Below are 17,276 nucleotides of genomic sequence, written 5' to 3'. Positions count from 1 at the left end.
AGCCGGAAAGGGGCCGGGTCAGTCGACGAACAGCCCGCGCGCCGCCGCCTTGGCGTCGAACTCCTCCAACCGGGCCTGTGCGTCGGGCAGTTCGTCGGCCATCGCCTCCAGCAGGACCCGCCCCAGCAGCATCGGCGCGCAGGCCGTGTCGAAGGCGAGCCCGGTGCCGACGGCGGCGGGCAGCAGCAGGTCGGAGACCTTGGCGACGGGCGCGAAGGCGGAGTCGGCGACGGTGACCACGGTCAGTCCGGCCTCGCGGGCGTAGGCGAGGGTGTCGACGACCTCGCGGGGATGGCGCGGCAGCGCGAAGCACAGCAGGGCGGTGGCACCGGCGTGCACGGCGGCGTCGATGCGGTCGTGGATCATCGTGCCGCCCTCGTCCAGGAGGCGTACGTCGGGGTGGACCTTGGCGGCGAAGTAGGCGAACCCGTACGCCTGGGCGGCGGCGGCGCGCAGGCCGAGGACGGGCAGCGGGCGGGAGGCGGCGAGCACCTGGCCGGCCCGGGCGACGGGGGCGGGGTCGGCGAGGGCGTCGGCGAGATGGCGGAGGTTGGCGATCTCGGCCTCGACGGCCTGCTGGTACTCGTTGGCGACGGCCGCGTCCGCGGAGGGCTCGGCGGGGGCCACCTCGCGCAGATGGCGGCGCAGCGCGGGGTAGCCGTCGAAGCCGAGGGCGACGGCGAAGCGGGTGACGGAGGGCTGGCTGACACCGGCCAGCTCGGCGAGTTCCACGCTGGACAGGAACGGCACGTCGGCTGCCCGCCGCACCATGCTATGCGCGATGCGGCGCTGGGTGGGCGTGAGCCGGTGCCCCTCGAAGAGCGCCTGCAGTCGGGCCGCAGGGCTGTCGGTCACGCTCATGACGGGCTTCCCCCTCCAGAGGTCCCGGACGCTTTCCGAGGTCCGGGATATTCAGCTGTCAAGAACTCTGCATGCTCTTATGCAGCCGGGCAAGTGCCGTCTCACGCCTGCGACACGGACGGCCGGGTCGCCGCTGTCCCCCGGCCCACCCGAGAACGGAACCGGGGGTTACCCCCAATGCGCAACCCCCGCCCGGTTCCTACCGTGGAGGCCATGAGCGCAATGGACGGGCGGGACACCGACCTGAAGAAGGAACTCGACGCCACCCTGCACGCCCGCAGGGAGCTGGGTGAGGAGTACGAGTCCGCGCTGGTGGAGTCGTTCCTGGAGAAGGTCGACGAGCGGATCGACGGCGCGGTGGAGCGCCGGGTGCGACGGCAGCTCGCCGAGCAGCAGATGGCTGCGGCCCGCGACACGCGGACGCCGGGCGGCACCGACTCCTGGGGCGAGCGCTACGGCTTCGGCATCGTCTCGCTGGTGCTGGCGATCCCGCTGTCCGCCATCGGCGGCGGCGTCGCCGACCTGTCGGGTCTGCTGATCGCCTGGACGGGCATCGTCGGCGTGAACGTCGTACAGGCGGTACGCATGAACCCGGGCCTGTTCAGGCGGCGCGGGCGGGACGAGGAAGACACCTGGCGGGACTGACCCTCACCGAGGGAAGAAATTGCGCGGGGACCGCCGCACCCCCGTTGCCGGGGGGCGGGACGACGGCGGTCCCCGCGAGGGACGCGGGCCGCAGAGGGCTTTCGCGTCCGTGGCGTCCATGGAGGTCCGGGAGCCGCTCCGGAGGTCCTAGGCGCCGTTCGGCGCCGGCCCGGGAGGGGAGCCGCTCCCTCCCTGCCGACAACCACTACTGTGCCGGACGCGTGTTAAGCGGGTGCTGCGCGGACGTGACGCGCTCGTACCACTTCCGCGAAGTCCGGCGGCACGCCGGGTGACCGGCAAGTGGCGCCGGTTCTCCGGCAGTTCACCCGATGTTCGCCGCTACTTCCCGGACTTCGCCAGGAAGGCCAGCAGGTCCTGACGGCTCACCACACCGGTGGGCTTGCCCTCGACGAGGACGATCGCCGCGTCGGCCCGGCCGAGGACGTTCATCAGGTCGCCGACCGGCTCGCCCGAGCCGACCTGCGGCAGCGGGGCCGACATGTGCTTCTCCAGCGGGTCCTCCAGCGAGGCGCGCTTGTTGAACAGGGCGTCCAGCAGCTCGCGTTCGACGACCGAGCCGACGACCTCGGCGGCCATCACGTCCGGGTGACCGGCGCCCGGCTTGACGACCGGCATCTGCGAGACGCCGTACTCGCGCAGCACCTCGATGGCCTGGCCGACGGTCTCCTCGGGGTGCATGTGCACCAGCGACGGCATCGCGCCGTGCTCCTTGTCGCTGAGCACGTCGCCGACGCGGGCGCTGGAGCCGGCGTCCTCCAGGAAGCCGTAGTCGGCCATCCACTCGTCGTTGAAGATCTTGCTGAGGTAGCCGCGGCCGCTGTCCGGCAGCAGGACGACGACCACGTCGTCCTCGGTGAGGCGCTCGGCGACCTTCAGCGCGGCGACGACCGCCATGCCGCAGGAGCCGCCCACCAGCAGGCCCTCCTCCTTGGCGAGGCGGCGGGTCATCTGGAAGGAGTCCTTGTCGGACACGGCGACGATCTCGTCCGCGACGTCACGGTCGTAGGCGGTCGGCCAGAAGTCCTCGCCGACGCCCTCGACGAGGTAGGGGCGGCCGGAGCCGCCGGAGTACACCGAGCCCTCCGGGTCGGCGCCGACGACCTGGACGCGGCCCTCGGACGCCTCCTTCAGATAGCGGCCGGTGCCGGAGATGGTGCCGCCGGTGCCGACGCCCGCCACGAAGTGCGTGATCTTCCCCTCGGTCTGCTCCCACAGCTCCGGGCCGGTGGAGTGGTAGTGGGAGAGCGGGTTGTTGGGGTTGGAGTACTGGTCCGGCTTCCAGGCGCCCGGCGTCTCGCGCACGAGGCGGTCGGAGACGTTGTAGTAGGAGTCCGGGTGCTCGGGGGCGACGGCGGTCGGGCACACGACCACCTCGGCACCGTAGGCCCGCAGCACGTTGATCTTGTCGGTGCTCACCTTGTCGGGGCACACGAAGATGCACTTGTAGCCCTTCTGCTGGGCCACGATGGCGAGTCCGACACCGGTGTTGCCACTGGTGGGCTCGACGATCGTGCCGCCGGGCTTGAGCGCACCGCTCTCCTCGGCGGCCTCGATCATCCGCAGGGCGATCCGGTCCTTCACCGAGCCGCCGGGGTTGAAGTACTCCACCTTGGCCAGGACGGTCGCCCTGATGCCCTTGGTCACGCTGTTGAGCTTCACCAGCGGGGTGTTGCCGACGAGGCTGATCATCGAGTCGTGGAATCGCACCGTTGTCTCCGGATGCCGCAAAAAGGGTGGTCGTGATGTGCCGCCAGCCTACGGCCCCCGAGGGTCGTTCACTCCCTGTTGAGATTGGCCGACGGTCCGTACGGGGCAAGGAGTGGGTGTACGGGTACGAGGAGGTGGCGGCGACGCATGACGAGCATGTCGAGGGCGAGGGTGGCCCGGCGTATCGCGGCCGGCGCGGCGTACGGGGGCGGCGGTGTCGGTCTGGCCGGCGTGGCTGTCGTCGGGCTGCTGCTGGCGGAGGTCCGGCTGGCCAGGCGGCACGTGGGCAACGGCGCGGTGCCGCATGTACCGAGAGCACAGGGGCTGTACGGCGCCGGGTACACGGTGCCGGGGCAGCCGCCGCTCAGGCTGACGCTGCTGGGCGACTCCACGGCCGCGGGCCAGGGCGTCCACCGCTCCGGCCAGACACCGGGCGCGCTGCTGGCCTCCGGGCTGGCCGCGGTCGCCGAGCGGCCGGTGGATCTGCGCAACGTGGCCCTGCCGGGCGCGCGCTCCGACGACCTGGACCGGCAGGTGTCGCTCGCCCTGTCGGACCCCGGCCGGGCCCCCGACGTCTGCGTGATCATGATCGGCGCCAATGACGTCACCCACCGCATGCCGCCCACCCGCTCGGTGCGCTGTCTGTCCACGGCCGTACGACGGCTGCGTACGGCCGGCGCCGAGGTGGTGGTCGGCACCTGTCCCGACCTGGGCACGATCGAGCCGGTGCAGCAGCCCCTGCGCTGGCTGGCCAGGCGGGCCTCTCGGCAGCTGGCCGCCGCGCAGACGATCGGCGTGGTCGAGCAGGGCGGCCGCACCGTGTCCCTGGGCGACCTGCTGGGCCCGGAGTTCGCCGCGAACCCGCGCGAGTTGTTCGGCCCCGACCACTACCACCCCTCCGCCGAGGGCTACGCCACCGCCGCCATGGCCGTCCTGCCGACGGTCTGCGCGGCTCTCGGCCTGTGGCCGGCCGACGAGGACCGCCCCGACCTCACCCGCCGCGAGGGCTTCCTGCCGGTCGCCAAGGCCGCGGCCGCGGCCGCCTCGGAGGCCGGCACAGAGGTGGCGGCCGCGATCCCGGCGGGGCCGCGGGGTCCATGGGCCTTGCTGAAGCGCCGCAGGAGGCGGCGGCTCCAGGAACCCGAGCAGGCTCCCACGGTGGCGTCCTAAGGGGCGCGGGGCTGTATCTATATGCGGCTCCGCCGCGTGGGCGCGAAGAGCGACCACGCGGCGGCAAGCCGAAAACGACGCTGACCTCCACTAAGCAAGCGCTTGGAAAAGAGGCCCGCATCACACAGCGATCCCGATGACCACGCCCCCTACGTACCGGTAATTTCGCCGGAGTACCCCATCCGACGTCGTCTGGAGCCGTGATGCCCGAAGCCGTGATCGTCTCAGCCGCCCGCTCCCCCATCGGCCGCGCCTTCAAGGGCTCCCTCAAGGACCTGCGCCCGGACGACCTCACCGCCACGATCATCCAGGCCGCCCTCGCCAAGGTCCCCGAGCTGGACCCGCGCGACATCGACGACCTGATGCTCGGCTGCGGTCTGCCCGGCGGCGAGCAGGGCAACAACCTCGGCCGGATCGTCGCCGTGCAGATGGGCATGGACCACCTGCCGGGCTGCACGATCACCCGCTACTGCTCCTCCTCGCTGCAGACGAGCCGCATGGCCCTGCACGCCATCAAGGCCGGCGAGGGCGACGTGTTCATCTCGGCCGGCGTCGAGATGGTCTCCCGGTTCGTGAAGGGCAACTCCGACAGCCTGCCCGACACGCACAACCCGTTCTTCGCCGAGGCCGAGGCCCGCACCGCGGCGGTCGCCCAGCAGGAGGGCACCACCTGGCACGACCCGCGCGAGGACGGCCTCGTGCCGGACGCCTACATCGCGATGGGCCAGACCGCGGAGAACCTCGCCCGCGTCAAGGGCGTCACCCGCCAGGACATGGACGAGTTCGGCGTCCGTTCTCAGAACTTGGCCGAGCAGGCCATCAAGAACGGCTTCTGGGAGCGGGAGATCACCCCGGTGACCCTCCCGGACGGCACGGTCGTCTCCGCGGACGACGGCCCCCGCGCCGGCGTCACCCTGGAGGGCGTCTCGGGCCTGAAGCCGGTCTTCCGCCCCGACGGGCTGGTCACCGCCGCCAACTGCTGCCCGCTGAACGACGGCGCCGCCGCCCTGGTGATCATGTCCGACACCAAGGCCCGCGAGCTGGGCCTGACCCCGCTCGCCCGCATCGTGTCGACCGGCGTCTCCGGCCTGTCCCCCGAGATCATGGGCCTCGGCCCGGTCGAGGCGTCGAAGCAGGCCCTCGCCCGCGCGGGCCTGACCATCGACGACATCGACCTGGTCGAGATCAACGAGGCGTTCGCCGCCCAGGTGATCCCGTCGTACCGCGAACTCGGCATCGACGTCGACAAGCTGAACGTCAACGGCGGTGCGATCGCCGTCGGCCACCCCTTCGGCATGACCGGCGCCCGGATCACCGGCACGCTCATCAACTCCCTGCAGTTCCACGACAAGCAGTTCGGTCTGGAGACCATGTGCGTCGGCGGCGGCCAGGGCATGGCGATGGTCATCGAGCGTCTGAGCTGAGAGACTTGGGGTGACCGCGAAGGCACCCACCGTCACGATCAGGCCCGGAGTCCGAGAACCACTCGGACACCGGGCCGATTTGTGATCCAATCTCCCTCAGGATGTGACCTACCTCCCTCCCCAGGGGATTTACGCAGCTCAGCGCGGTTTCGACACCTGACCCCGGGCTCAATGACCTGTCCGTTTCGTGACGTTACGCACTGACAGCTGGATAGTCCGCCCTTCAAGCTGATGTAGGAAGTCGGGGGTCGACTTTGAACCGGGAGTACGTCAGTGAGCGCCATGCCGATCGCCTTGCTGGTCACCACGGCCGCCACCGGCGCCGTGGGCGTCGCCGTCCTGCGCACCCTCATCGGGCTGCGCCGTCAGGTCGCCGCCCTGCGCACCGAGCTCGCTGAGGGCCGCGCCTCCGTGCGCGCCCTCGTGCCCGCCGCCCGTTCCACGGCCGACGCCGAGGAGATACGCGCCGCCGTCGCCGAGGCTCTCGCCGAGGAGCGCGAGCGCGAGCTGGCCGAGGCCCGCGCCTTCTGGGCCGCCCAGGAGGCGCGTGACGCCTCCGACGCGCCCTCGCTGCTCGGTCTGACCGAGAGCGACCTGTTCCTGCCCCGCCAGGCCGATCTGGTGGGCCTGGAGCCGCTGGAGCCGGTGACCGAGCCGGGCGACGAGTTCGCCGGGGAGTCCCCGGAGCTGGCCGCGGCCCGCCGCCGCCACCCCTCGCACCCGGACTTCGTCCCGGTCGCCTCGCCCGTGATGGGCGACCACGAGCGCACCATCACCACCCTGGAGGACCTCGCGACCTCCCGCGTGGAGCTGACCGACGTCCGCCCGGGCCCCCTGGGCACCCTCGACGTCTACGTCTTCGCCGACGGCACCACCCTGTGCATGACCCCGGGCCACAAGGAGACCGCGGAGCGCCTCGCCAAGGCCCTGACGGAGGGCGAGAAGCCCCTCCTCCTCGGCGGCTCCGGCATCTCGGGCGCCTACACCCTGACGTTCCAGTGCGGAGCAGAGAACGTCTACGTCCTGGCGGACAGGGTCATAGCGAGCCTGTAGTCGTCTTCAGGGGCGCGGGGCTGTATCGATATGCGGCTCCGCCGCGCGGGCGCGAGCAACCAAGGACGACGGAAAGCCGCGAACGAACCTCAGACACCCGCCCGCTTCTGCGCCTCTTCAACAAGCCGCACAGCAGAAGCGACATCCGCGTCACTCGTCAGCACAACAGCCAGATCCCGCGCAGCCACGGTCACTTGATCGGCCGCGGCGAACATCCCGGCATCCGGCATCTCCCGAGGCACAGCCCCCGGCGCCTCGACCTCCTGCGCCCACCGGGCCAGTGCGCGGGCCAACTGCAGCGCCTCCGCAGCCGCACCCCGCTGGAGGCGAGACTGCGGCGCCGCCCGCAACCGGTCGGCAAACTGATCCACGGCCCGTACGAGTCCCGTCGTATCAACCACCCCGCGAGACTACGCGCCGCGGCAGGACTGTTGCCAACACGCGAACACTCAGGCACGGTGACCTGAAGGACCGGCTTACACCCCATGCATCCGGAGGCGCCGATGTCCCACGTCCTCTCCGAGGAGACCCACCGCAACCTGCTCGCCCGCATCCCCCACTGCACCGGTCGTGAAGTCTCCGACTGGCTGCGCACCGTCGAGGAAGGCCCCTCCCTCTTCCGCTTCGAGGAGAAGGTCAGCTGGCTGCGCCACGAGTACAACCTCGCGTACGGCCATGCCAAGGCACTCGTCCACGAGTACGACCTGAGGAGGGCAGCGCGCAAGCTGCGGTGAGACCGCGGTGAGCGCGCCACAGACGCCGAAGGGCCCCGGGAGTGATCCCGGGGCCCTTCTCATGCGTCCGTCAGGGGCGTCGGTCAGTCGTCGCCGCTGAAGATGGCGACCAGGCGCAGCATCTCGACGTAGATCCACACCAGGGTCATGGTCAGGCCGAACGCGGCCAGCCAGGACTCCTCGCGGGGCGCGCCGTAGGCGATGCCGTCCTCGATCTGCTTGAAGTCGAGCGTCAGGAAGAACGCGCCGAGCACGATGGCGATGATGCCGACGATCGCGCCGAGCGGCCCGAAGCTGCGCAGTCCGCCGTCCTCGGCGACGCCGAAGGCGACCAGCAGCAGGTTGACCGCCATGACCAGGATGAAGGCCAGGGCGATGGCCATGCCGATGCGGGCGTAGCGCGCGGTGACGCGGACCCAGCCTGCCTTGTACACGAGCAGTGTGGCGGCCGAGACGGCCATGGTGCCGAGCACCGCCTGGAAAGGCGCGCCGGACCACTGCGTGTTGTACATCTCGCTGATCACGCCGAGGAAGACGCCCTCGAAGGCGGCGTACGACAGGATCAGCGCGGGCGAGGCGGTGCGCTTGAAGGACTGCACCATCGCCAGCACGAAGGCGACGAGGGCCGCGCCGATGGCGAGGCCGTAGCTGGTGGACGACACCGGCAGCAGGGCCCACGCGAGCACGGCGCCGAGGGCGACGGTGCCGAGCGTGATGGCCGTGCGCGTGACGACGTCGTCCATCGTCATCCGGCCGGTGGTGGCCGGGGCCTGCGGCGGGGTGCCGTACTGCAGGTCCTGCTGGGCGTAAGGGTTCTGCGCGTACGGGTTGGCGCCCGCCGGCTGGGCGTAAGGGTTGCCCTGGGTGCCGACGGCCCCGGCCTGCGGCGCGGTGTTGAAGCCCGCGTAGCCGTTGTCGCGGCTGAACCCCCGTCGCGAGAAGACCGGGTTGCTGCTCCTCATTTCACTCCTCCATGGCCACACTGCGCAGCCTTGGCTCAAGAGTAATGGAAAGGCAAAAGAATGACCCTAGTGCTTGAGAAGGATCTTTCCCTGCCGTGTGCTGCGCAACACGCTACGCGGCCTGGTGATTCCCTCGGTCGTCGGGACGTACTCATGACCAAGCCGGTACCCGCCCGGTACACATCCGGAACCGGCCGGAGACCGCCGCCCGGCCCCGTGGGCGAAGAAGGGTGTCGAACGAAGATTCGTTCGCCGGGGCGGAGCGACGTCGGAGGTGCCCGGAACCGGACTCGAACCGGTACGCCCGCGAGGGGCAGCGAGGTTTAAGCTCGCCGTGTCTGCATTCCACCATCCGGGCAGGCCGTGGGCTCCGCTTCGAGGTTCGAGCCTATCGGGAGACGTCACCCGGGCAGCCGACCCACAGGGCCATGTTGTCTTATTTTATTGATGTCTGAGGGAGCATCAGACACCGGTACGGGTCATCCGCACTTGCCAATAGCCTTGCGTGCCGTAGCGCGCGGTGTATGCGGAATGACGGAATTTCACCGTCCCGCCCCCCATACCTCAAGAGGTCTGGACACCCCCTCCACCAGGCCTCGAGTCAGGGTCGAGCGTCATCCCCAGGTATGACGGCGGGGCCGCCGGTCCGCCCGCAGGCTGCCCCCGGAACCGGAACAGCGGCTGACTACAAGGGCCTGCCCCGCCGGGACGATGAATCGAGTCCTTCGAACCGTCCCGTCCCGACAGGAGCGCCTTCCCGTGACCACCACTCCCCTCGCCGGCCGCACCACAGCGGTGGCCGCACGCGCCACGGAGCTGTCGAAGATCTACGGACAGGGTGAGACCCAGGTGGTCGCCCTCGACCGGGTCTCCGTCGAGTTCCACCAGGCCGAGTTCACCGCGATCATGGGCCCTTCGGGCTCCGGCAAGTCCACGCTGATGCACTGTGTGGCCGGGCTCGACACCTTCTCCTCGGGCTCGGTGCGCATCGGCGACACCGAGCTGGGCGCCCTGAAGGACAAGCAGCTCACCAAGCTGCGCCGCGACAAGATCGGCTTCATCTTCCAGGCGTTCAACCTGCTGCCCACGCTGACCGCGCTGGAGAACATCACCCTGCCGATGGACATCGCGGGCCGCCGGCCGGACAAGCAGTGGCTGGACACCGTCATCGCGATGGTCGGTCTGTCCGGGCGGCTCGGGCACCGGCCCTCGCAGCTGTCCGGCGGCCAGCAGCAGCGGGTCGCGGTCGCCCGCGCGCTGGCCTCCCGGCCCGACATCGTCTTTGGCGACGAGCCCACCGGAAACCTCGACTCCCGCTCCGGCGCCGAGGTGCTGGGGTTCCTGCGCAACTCGGTGCGCGAGCTGGGGCAGACCGTCGTGATGGTCACCCATGACCCCGTCGCCGCCGCCTACGCGGACCGGGTCGTCTTCCTCGCCGACGGCCGGATCGTCGACGAGGTCTACGGGCCGAGCGCCGAGTCGGTCCTCGACCGTATGAAGCAGTTCGACGCGAAGGGCCGTACTTCCTGATGTTCCGCACCGCCCTGCGCACCGTACTCGCGCACAAGGCCCGGCTGTTGATGACCGTGCTCGCCGTGATGCTCGGCGTGGCGTTCGTCTCCGGGACGCTGGTGTTCACCAGTACCGTCTCCGACGCCTACCAGAAGAGCTTCGCCAAGGGCTTCGAGGGAGTCGACGTCGCCGTCGAGCCCGAGCACCGGGAGGCCACCGGCGACCGCGTCGGCGAGACGCCCGAGCTGACCCGGGCACTGCTCGACAAGAGCGCGAAGGTCCCCGGCGCCGCCTCCGTGACGGGGGTGGTGACCGGCTACACCGCCCTCGCCGACAAGGACGGCGACCTGATCGGCAACGGCTTCCAGTCCCAGGGCGGCAACTACTGGGGCACGAAGGACCCGCGCTACCCCCTGACCGACGGCCGCGCCCCGCACGGCGAGGGCGAGGTGCTGCTCGACGCGAAGACGGCCGAGCGCGCCGGATACCGGGTCGGCGACACCGTACGGCTGTCCGTCGACGGGCCCGTGCTGACCCCTAAGGTCACTGGCGTCTTCACCACCGACGACGGCAATGTCGCGGCCGGCGGCAGCCTCGCCCTGTTCGACACGGCCACCGCGCAGAAGTTGTTCGGCAAGCCCGGCACCTTCGACCAGATCGCCGTCGAGGCCGCCGCGGGCACCTCCCAGGAGCAGCTGAAGGCCGCCCTGGACAAGGCGCTGCCCAAGGACCTCGTGGAGACCACGACCGGGCAGCAACTGGCCGACGACCAGGCCGAGATGATCTCGTCCCAGATGAGCGGCCTGAAGCAGGGCCTGCTGGTCTTCGCCGGGATCGCCCTGTTCGTCGGTACGTTCATCATCGCCAACACCTTCACCATGCTGGTCGCCCAGCGCACCAAGGAGCTGGCGCTGCTGCGCGCGGTCGGCGCCTCGCGCCGGCAGGTGACGCGGTCGGTGCTGATCGAGGCGTTCGTGGTGGGCACGGTCGCCGGAGTCACCGGTCTGCTCGCCGGTGTCGGCGTCGGGGCGGGGCTGCGCGCGCTGATGGGCACGCTCGGCGCGACCGTCCCCGACGGCCCGCTGGTGGTCGCGCCCGGCACGGTCGCCACCGCGCTCGTGGTGGGCGTCGTGGTGACGATGCTGGCCGCGTGGCTGCCCGGCCGCCGGGCCGCGAAGATCCCGCCGGTGGCGGCGATGAGCAGCGTGCACGCCAAGGCGACCACCAAGTCGCTGGTGCTGCGCAACACGATCGGCGCGCTGTTCTCCGCGGCCGGTGTGGCGGTCGTCCTCGCGGCGACCACGATGAGCGGCTCCGACGGCCAGGCCCCGATGGGTCTCGGCGCGGTCCTGCTGATCATCGGCGTGTTCGTGCTGACCCCACTGCTGTCGCGCCCGCTGATCGCGGCCGCCGCCCCGGTGCTGCGCGTGTTCGGCGTCTCGGGCAAGCTGGCCCGGCAGAACGCGGTGCGCAATCCGCGTCGTACGGCTGCCACGGCGTCGGCGCTGATGATCGGTCTGACGCTGATCACCGGGATGACGGTGATGGCGGGCAGCCTGCAGCGGTCCATCGACAAGATGGCCTCGGACTCGCTGAAGGCGGACTACGTCGTCTCGATGACCAACGGCAACACCCTGTCGCCGGACGTCGAGCAGAAGGTGAAGCGTGTCGAGGGCGTCACCGCCACCAGCCCGATGCGCAACGCGCCCTCCCGCATCGACGGCGAGACGGAGTACCTGACCGGCGTCAACGGCCCGGTCATCGGCCGGCTCACCGACCTCACCCTGGACGACGGCACCTTCACGGTGTCCGGCTCGAAGACCGTCGTCGACGACGCGACGGCGAAGGCGCACGGCTGGAAGGCCGGTTCGGCCTTCACCGTGGCCTACGAGGACGGCGCGAAGCAGCGGATGACCGTCGCCGGCGTCTACCAGGGCAACGACATGCTCAGCGGCATCCTGCTGGACAACGCCGTGCTCGCCCCGCACCAGGGCGAGCCGGGCGACATGAACGTCCTGGTGAAGACCGCGGGCGGCGCCTCGGACGCGGCCAAGGACCGGCTGGAGAAGGCCCTCGGGGACAACCCGGCGATCGCCGTCCAGGACAAGAAGGACATCTCCAACGAGATCGCGCAGATGTTCACGCTGATGCTGAACATGCTCTACGGCCTGCTGGCCATGGCCGTGATCGTGGCGGTCCTCGGCGTCATCAACACCCTGGCCATGTCGGTGTTCGAGCGCTCGCAGGAGATCGGCATGCTCCGCGCGGTCGGCCTGGACCGCCGGGACGTCAAGCGCATGGTCCGCCTGGAGTCCCTGGTGATCTCCCTGTTCGGCGGTGTCCTCGGCATCGGACTCGGCGTGTTCTTCGGCTGGGCGGCCGGTGAGCTGCTGGGCACGCGCATGGCGACGTACGAACTGGTCCTGCCCTGGGGCCGGATGGGCCTGTTCCTGCTGATGGCCGCCGGGGTCGGCACGCTGGCCGCGCTGTGGCCGGCCCGGCGCGCGGCCCGGCTGGACATGCTGACGGCGATCAAGTCGCAGTAGCCGTACGGACGATGGGGCCCCGCTCTCTCCGGAGGGCGGGGCCCTTCGCGCGGTCAGTTCCAGGTACGTGCCCGCAGCGGTGTCCCGGAGTCGCCCGACTCGGGGGTGCGTACGGCGAGCACCTGGTTGACGCCGATGCGGTTGTGCTCGAAGGCGAGCGCGGAGGCGGCCATGTACAGCCGCCAGACGCGGGCCCGGCCGGCTCCGGCGAGCCGGACGGCCTGCTCCCAGCCGGCCTCCAGGTTGGCGACCCAGCGGCGCAGTGTGAGGGCATAGTGCTCGCGGATCGCCTCCACGTCCCGCACCTCGAAGCCGGCCCGCTCCAGCTGGGTGACGGTGGTGCCGATGGGCTGGAGCTCGCCGTCGGGGAAGACGTAGGCGTCGATGAAGGCGTCGACGCTGTAGGACTCCTCGTCGCTCTGCGGGCGGCGGGCGATCTGGTGGTTGAGGAGCCGCCCGCCGGGCTTGAGCAGGGCGTACAGGGTGCGGGTGTACTCCAGGTACCGCTCGGCGCCGACGTGCTCGGCCATGCCGACGGAGGAGATCGCGTCGAAGGGGCCGTCGGTGACGTCCCGGTAGTCCTGCACCCGGATCTCGACCCGGTCGGTGAGGCCCTCCTCGGCGACGCGCTTGCGGGCGTAGGCGGCCTGTTCCTGGGAGAGGGTGACACCGAGGACGCTCACGCCGTGCTCGCGGGCCGCGTGGATCGCCATCGAGCCCCAGCCGCAGCCGACGTCCAGCAGGCGCTGACCGGGTCTCAGGGCGAGCTTGCGGCAGATGAGTTCGAGCTTGTCGCGCTGGGCGTCCTCCAGCGTGCCGCCGTCCTCCCAGTAGGCGCAGGAGTACACCATGGACGGGCCCAGGACGAGTTCGTAGAAGTCGTTGCCGACGTCGTAGTGGTGGCTGATGGCGCGCCGGTCGGTGCGGCGGGTGTGCAGATGGCCGGGGCGGCGCACCTCCTCGGGCGGCGGCGCGGGCGGCAGCGGGAGCCCGGCGAGCCGGACCAGGCCGAGGGCGGCGGCCCGTACGCCGGGATCGCGCAGCGCCTCCAGGGTGGTGCGGGCGTCGTCGTCGCGCTCCCAGATCAGACCCGACATCAGGTCGAGGGTGGTGTAGAAGTCGCCCTCGACGTCCAGGTCTCCGGCCACCCAGGCGCGGGCCATGCCCAGTTCGCCGGGCTTGAACAGCAGCCGTCGCAGCGCCCGGCGGTTGCGCACGATCAGCACCGGCGCGTCCGGGGGGCCGGCCTGCGAACCGTCCCAGGCCCGGATGCGGACCGGGAGCGGAACTCCCAGCACCTGTTCGAGAAGGCTCTTCAGCCGCGGCGCGACCTCGGCCATGACACACACCTCCGTGAGATGCGATCCCGGATGTCTGACACCACGTAAACACCTGTGCCCCGGGCCCGCAGTCCCCCACGCGTGTCACGTCTGGGCAAATCCTCCGGCGGGCCCCGGGAACGCCGAAGGACCTCCCGCACCACGGATGGCGGGAGGTCCTTCGGCTGTGCTACGACCGTGCGGTCAGGAGGCCTTGGCCTTCTCCTCGGTCTTGGAGGCGGCGGCGGTCGGAGCCGGGGCCGGCTTGGCGGCCTCGTAGAACTCCTCGCGCGGCGTCTCCAGGGCGCCGAGGGCGACGACCTCGCGCTTGAGGAACATGCCGAGCGTCCAGTCCGCGAAGACGCGGATCTTGCGGTTGAAGGTCGGCATGGCCAGACCGTGGTAGCCGCGGTGCATGTACCAGGCGAGACGGCCCTTGAGCTTGATCTTCATCTTGCCCATGACGATCATCGCGACGCCCTTGTGCAGGCCGAGACCCGCGACCGCGCCCTTGTTGGCGTGGCTGTACTCCTTCTGCGGGAAGCCCCGCATACCGGAGATCACGTTGTCGCCGAGGACCTTGGCCTGGCGCAGCGCGTGCTGGGCGTTCGGCGGGCACCAGGCGTTCTCGTTGCCCGCCTTGCGGCCGACGACGTCGGGGACCTGGGCGTTGTCGCCCGCGGTCCAGATGTAGTCGGTGCCCTTGACCTGGAGGGTGGGCTCTGCGTCGACGTGGCCGCGGGGGCCGAGCGGCAGGCCGAAGCGGGCCAGGGCCGGGTTCGGCTTGACGCCGGCGGTCCACACGATCGTGTTGGAGTCGACCTCGAGCCCGTTCTTCAGCACCACGTGGCCGTCGACGCAGGAGTCCATCGAGGTGGAGAGGTAGATCTCCACGCCGCGGCTCTCCAGGTGCTCCTTGCCGTACTGGCCGAGCTTGGGGCCGACCTCGGGAAGGATCTTGTCGGCGGCGTCGACGAGGATGAAGCGCATGTCCTCACGGGACACGTTCTTGTAGTACTTGGCCGCGTCGCGGGCCATGTCCTCGACCTCACCGATGGTCTCCGCACCGGCGAAGCCGCCGCCGATGAAGACGAAGGTGAGCGCCTTGCGGCGGATCTCCTCGTCGTTGGTGGAGTCGGCCTTGTCGAGCTGCTCGAGGACGTGGTTGCGCAGGCCGATGGCCTCCTCGATGCCCTTCATGCCGATGCCCTGCTCGGCGAGGCCGGGGATCGGGAAGGTGCGGGAGACCGCGCCGAGGGCGATCACCAGGTAGTCGAAGGGCAGCTCGTACGCCTCGCCGACCAGCGGGGCGATCGTGGCGACCTTGCGGTCCTGGTCGATGGTGGTGACCCGGCCGGTGAGGACCTCCGCCTTGGGCAGCACGCGTCGCAGCGGGACGACGACGTGGCGCGGGGAGATGCTGCCGGCGGCGGTTTCGGGGAGGAAGGGCTGGTAGGTCATGTACGACCGGGGGTCGACGACCGTGACGGTCGCCTCGCCGTAGCGCATCTTCTTGAGAATGCGCCGAGCTGCGTACAGGCCTACGTACCCACCGCCTACTACGAGGATCCTGGGACGCTCCGTGGTGCTCATGCCATCGAGTATCCACCCGCCTCAGGGGGGTCGCTCGTGCGCCCCTTCACAAGCTTCCACGGGGCCCGTGTTACACTCCGCGGCCCACGTGATCCAGGCCACGCTGCGGATCGGGAACCGTGTGGTGGCCTGGACCGTTGTCCATACCGCGTGAGCTGCCTCTCCGGGCCTCGGAAACCGTCGTGAGCCCCCTGCAGACGCCTTGGGCGCCCCTCTCGGGTAAGACGCCCCGTCTCGCATTCGAAGGCCCCGAGGGGCCCCGGAACGGCTTATCGGAGGCCCTTCAGCCCCCTCCGCGACCGAAATCCTTGTGAAGAACTTCACGAAGTTTTCCGACGTGGCGTCACCGGAGGCGGTTCCCGGACCCCCTCAGGGCGCTCAAACGGGGCCCTGACCTGCTCAACAGAGGCGCGGAGGGGCTCGATGCGGGCGCGGTGGAGCGCCGCCGGTGCGTCGGCGGCGCTCGTCGATTCCGGGGTGGATCCGGGGCTGCCGGCTGTCTGCCGGGGACCCGGGGTGGATCCGGGGCTGCCGGCTGCCTGCCGGGGACCCGGGGTGGATCCGGGCCGCCGGCTACCTGCCGGGGCCGGGCTTGTCGGAGCCGTAGCCCGGCTTGCCGGAGCCTGGCCCGGCGGAGCCCTTGCTGGAGCCGTAGCCCCGCTTGCCGGTGTCGTCGACCGTCTCGGCGTCGCTCTCGATGCGCTCCTTGCGCACCCGCCCGCGTACGGTCTCCTCCTCGGTGTGCTCCTCCGTGGTCAGGCGGACGCGCTCCATCGGCACGACCTCGGTGTCCACGACCGGCCGCTCCTCGTGCAGCACGACCTCGTGCTCCGCCTCGCTGATCTCCGGCCCGGACAGCGCGGCGTCGCGGTTGGCCTCGGTGATCGGCTCCCGTTCGACGCGCACCTCCTCGTGCCGCAGCGGAACGGTGCGCTCCTCCTCCTCGGTGACGACGTACTTGCGCAGCCGGACCCGGCCCGCCTCACGGCGCTCGACGCCCACGTGCATCCGTTCCTCGGACCGCGTCATGGCGTTGTCGTCGTAGCCCGCACGCGCACCGGCCGCCGCGCCGGTGCCCGTGCCCGTGGCGGCCATGCCGCGCTTGCCGGTGGGCGCCGTGCCGGTGCCCTTGCCGGTGGCCGCTGTGCCGCGCTCGCCGGTGGCCGGTGTGCCGGTGCCCGCCGCCATGCCCGTGCCCGCCGCCATGCCCGCGGCGCCTGCCGTGCCCGCGGCACCAGCGGTACCCGCGGCACCTGCCGCGCCTCCGTGCGCCCAGCCGCTCTCGCCGGGCTCGTTGGCGCGGGCCCAGGACTCGTCCCAGCTCATGCCGTAGTACTCGTAGAGCTGGTGCTCCTCGGTCGCCGACAGGTGGCCGCCGGAGTCGACGTCCACATGCGGGGCGTCCTTGACCTTGCCCTTGGAGTACGGGACCTCGATGTGGTCGTCCACCAGCGAGGCGTCGCGGATGGGCACGAAGGACTCGCTGGTGCCGAACAGGCCGGTCTTCACCGACGCCCACTCGGGGCGCCCGGTGGCGTCGTCGAGGAAGACGTGCTTGGCCTCACCGATTTTCTTGCCGCCCTCGTCGAGGACCGGATGGTCCAGGACCGCGGGAATCTGCTCTTTGGTGATCATGCTTGTTTCACCCTTCTTCCGGAGCGATTCCCTTGGCGGGTTGACGCCACAAAAGGTGTGAAACTACCCATAGGCAACAAAGAGCACATTCTTT

14 protein-coding genes and 1 tRNA gene are annotated in these 17,276 nt (G+C 70.7%); 7 read left to right on the top strand and 8 right to left on the bottom strand.

Going from position 1 to position 17,276, the window contains the following annotated elements; genetic code table 11:
- Positions 1-18: 18 nt before the first annotated feature.
- Positions 19-861, bottom strand: a complete 843-nt coding sequence (locus ACIQ6Y_RS24495) for a MurR/RpiR family transcriptional regulator (RefSeq protein ID WP_404042087.1) — start codon at positions 859-861, stop codon at positions 19-21.
- Between the two features lie 222 nt (positions 862-1,083).
- Between ACIQ6Y_RS24495 and ACIQ6Y_RS24490 the strand changes: the two genes are divergently transcribed.
- Positions 1,084-1,506 carry a hypothetical protein gene (locus ACIQ6Y_RS24490; RefSeq protein WP_404042173.1) on the top strand — a complete coding sequence of 141 codons (423 nt, stop codon included), beginning with the start codon at positions 1,084-1,086 and terminating at the stop codon, positions 1,504-1,506.
- 339 nt (positions 1,507-1,845) lie between these two features.
- On the opposite strand, the gene ACIQ6Y_RS24485 is transcribed toward ACIQ6Y_RS24490, so the two are convergent.
- The gene (locus ACIQ6Y_RS24485; protein ID WP_404042086.1) at positions 1,846-3,234 is read right to left on the bottom strand and encodes a cystathionine beta-synthase; all 1,389 of its coding nucleotides are present in this window, start codon (positions 3,232-3,234) and stop codon (positions 1,846-1,848) included.
- Positions 3,235-3,381: 147 nt separating this feature from the next.
- Here ACIQ6Y_RS24485 and ACIQ6Y_RS24480 point away from each other — a divergent pair, with 147 nt between their 5' ends.
- The 3 genes from ACIQ6Y_RS24480 to ACIQ6Y_RS24470 all read left to right on the top strand — a co-directional run bounded on the left by ACIQ6Y_RS24480 (position 3,382) and on the right by ACIQ6Y_RS24470 (position 6,881).
- A complete protein-coding gene (locus tag ACIQ6Y_RS24480; RefSeq protein ID WP_404042085.1) occupies positions 3,382-4,404 on the top strand; it encodes an SGNH/GDSL hydrolase family protein in 1,023 nt (340 codons plus the stop codon).
- Positions 4,405-4,607: 203 nt separating this feature from the next.
- The gene (locus ACIQ6Y_RS24475; RefSeq protein ID WP_404042084.1) at positions 4,608-5,828 is read left to right on the top strand and encodes an acetyl-CoA C-acetyltransferase; all 1,221 of its coding nucleotides are present in this window, start codon (positions 4,608-4,610) and stop codon (positions 5,826-5,828) included.
- A gap of 282 nt (positions 5,829-6,110) precedes the next feature.
- On the top strand, positions 6,111-6,881 hold the full coding sequence (locus tag ACIQ6Y_RS24470) for a hypothetical protein (RefSeq protein WP_404042083.1): 771 nt from the start codon (positions 6,111-6,113) through the stop codon (positions 6,879-6,881).
- A gap of 89 nt (positions 6,882-6,970) precedes the next feature.
- Here the strand turns inward: ACIQ6Y_RS24470 and ACIQ6Y_RS24465 are convergent, their stop codons facing one another.
- Positions 6,971-7,252 carry a hypothetical protein gene (locus ACIQ6Y_RS24465; RefSeq protein ID WP_404042082.1) on the bottom strand — a complete coding sequence of 94 codons (282 nt, stop codon included), beginning with the start codon at positions 7,250-7,252 and terminating at the stop codon, positions 6,971-6,973.
- 132 nt (positions 7,253-7,384) lie between these two features.
- Here ACIQ6Y_RS24465 and ACIQ6Y_RS24460 point away from each other — a divergent pair, with 132 nt between their 5' ends.
- Positions 7,385-7,615: a DUF4287 domain-containing protein gene (locus tag ACIQ6Y_RS24460; protein WP_404042081.1), complete on the top strand. Its 231-nt coding sequence runs from the start codon at positions 7,385-7,387 to the stop codon at positions 7,613-7,615.
- A gap of 83 nt (positions 7,616-7,698) precedes the next feature.
- Here ACIQ6Y_RS24460 and ACIQ6Y_RS24455 read toward each other — a convergent pair whose 3' ends face one another.
- Positions 7,699-8,577: a Bax inhibitor-1/YccA family protein gene (locus ACIQ6Y_RS24455; protein ID WP_404042080.1), complete on the bottom strand. Its 879-nt coding sequence runs from the start codon at positions 8,575-8,577 to the stop codon at positions 7,699-7,701.
- 275 nt (positions 8,578-8,852) lie between these two features.
- Positions 8,853-8,935: transfer RNA gene (locus tag ACIQ6Y_RS24450), tRNA-Leu, on the bottom strand.
- Positions 8,936-9,336: 401 nt separating this feature from the next.
- Here ACIQ6Y_RS24450 and ACIQ6Y_RS24445 point away from each other — a divergent pair.
- The gene (locus ACIQ6Y_RS24445) at positions 9,337-10,107 is read left to right on the top strand and encodes an ABC transporter ATP-binding protein (RefSeq protein ID WP_404042079.1); all 771 of its coding nucleotides are present in this window, start codon (positions 9,337-9,339) and stop codon (positions 10,105-10,107) included.
- A complete protein-coding gene (locus ACIQ6Y_RS24440) occupies positions 10,107-12,635 on the top strand; it encodes an ABC transporter permease (protein ID WP_404042078.1) in 2,529 nt (842 codons plus the stop codon). Before ACIQ6Y_RS24445 ends, ACIQ6Y_RS24440 begins: the two co-directional genes overlap by 1 nt.
- Positions 12,636-12,688: 53 nt before the next feature.
- Here ACIQ6Y_RS24440 and ACIQ6Y_RS24435 read toward each other — a convergent pair whose 3' ends face one another.
- The 3 genes from ACIQ6Y_RS24435 to ACIQ6Y_RS24425 all read right to left on the bottom strand — a co-directional run bounded on the left by ACIQ6Y_RS24435 (position 12,689) and on the right by ACIQ6Y_RS24425 (position 17,182).
- A complete protein-coding gene (locus tag ACIQ6Y_RS24435) occupies positions 12,689-13,975 on the bottom strand; it encodes a class I SAM-dependent methyltransferase (protein WP_404042077.1) in 1,287 nt (428 codons plus the stop codon).
- Between the two features lie 183 nt (positions 13,976-14,158).
- Positions 14,159-15,547 carry an NAD(P)/FAD-dependent oxidoreductase gene (locus ACIQ6Y_RS24430; protein WP_404042076.1) on the bottom strand — a complete coding sequence of 463 codons (1,389 nt, stop codon included), beginning with the start codon at positions 15,545-15,547 and terminating at the stop codon, positions 14,159-14,161.
- A 573-nt stretch (positions 15,548-16,120) separates the two neighbouring features.
- Entirely contained in the window at positions 16,121-17,182 is a 1,062-nt protein-coding gene (locus tag ACIQ6Y_RS24425) for a DUF2382 domain-containing protein (protein WP_404042075.1), read from the bottom strand.
- Positions 17,183-17,276 lie beyond the last annotated feature (94 nt).

Source organism: Streptomyces sp. NPDC096205 (assembly GCF_044763135.1).
Lineage (GTDB): Bacteria > Actinomycetota > Actinomycetes > Streptomycetales > Streptomycetaceae > Streptomyces.
Note: the sequence above shows the minus strand (reverse complement) of the source record. Positions and strands in the feature narration are given on the sequence as shown.